Origin of the sequence: Pseudoalteromonas luteoviolacea (genome assembly GCF_001696455.1) — a bacterium.
GTDB classification, from domain to species: Bacteria; Pseudomonadota; Gammaproteobacteria; order Enterobacterales; family Alteromonadaceae; genus Pseudoalteromonas; species Pseudoalteromonas luteoviolacea_C.
In genome coordinates this window covers 1-290 of sequence record NZ_MAUJ01000068.1, presented here as the reverse complement: position 1 = coordinate 290, position 290 = coordinate 1, and the positions used below count along the sequence as shown (strand labels likewise).

1 pseudogene is annotated in these 290 nt (G+C 36.9%); it reads left to right on the top strand.

The features are described from left to right. Positions 1-219 precede the first annotated feature (219 nt). Positions 220-290, top strand: a pseudogene (locus A7985_RS27055) (Mobile element protein); the annotation flags it as partial.

Genomic DNA, 290 nt, shown 5'->3' with positions numbered 1-290 from the left:
CGGCTTATTCAATTATCAATAAAATCTTAATTATGTTTTCTCTTTTGTGCTTGTTATCAGCTTTAGCAATAGGAATTACTCTATGGTTTGGAAGGAGCCAATGGGCTCTTATCAGCGGAGCACATAGAAAAAATTTTAAGAAGACACCCATCTTAAATTTGATAAAAAACTGAGTGTCGCCTATCTTTAAATAACGGTTAAAAGTTAGGCGCTCAATTCATGGCAACAGCACGAAGTCGGCAAGTTAGCTTGGTGGATACTAAGTACTATCACTGCATATCACGATGCGT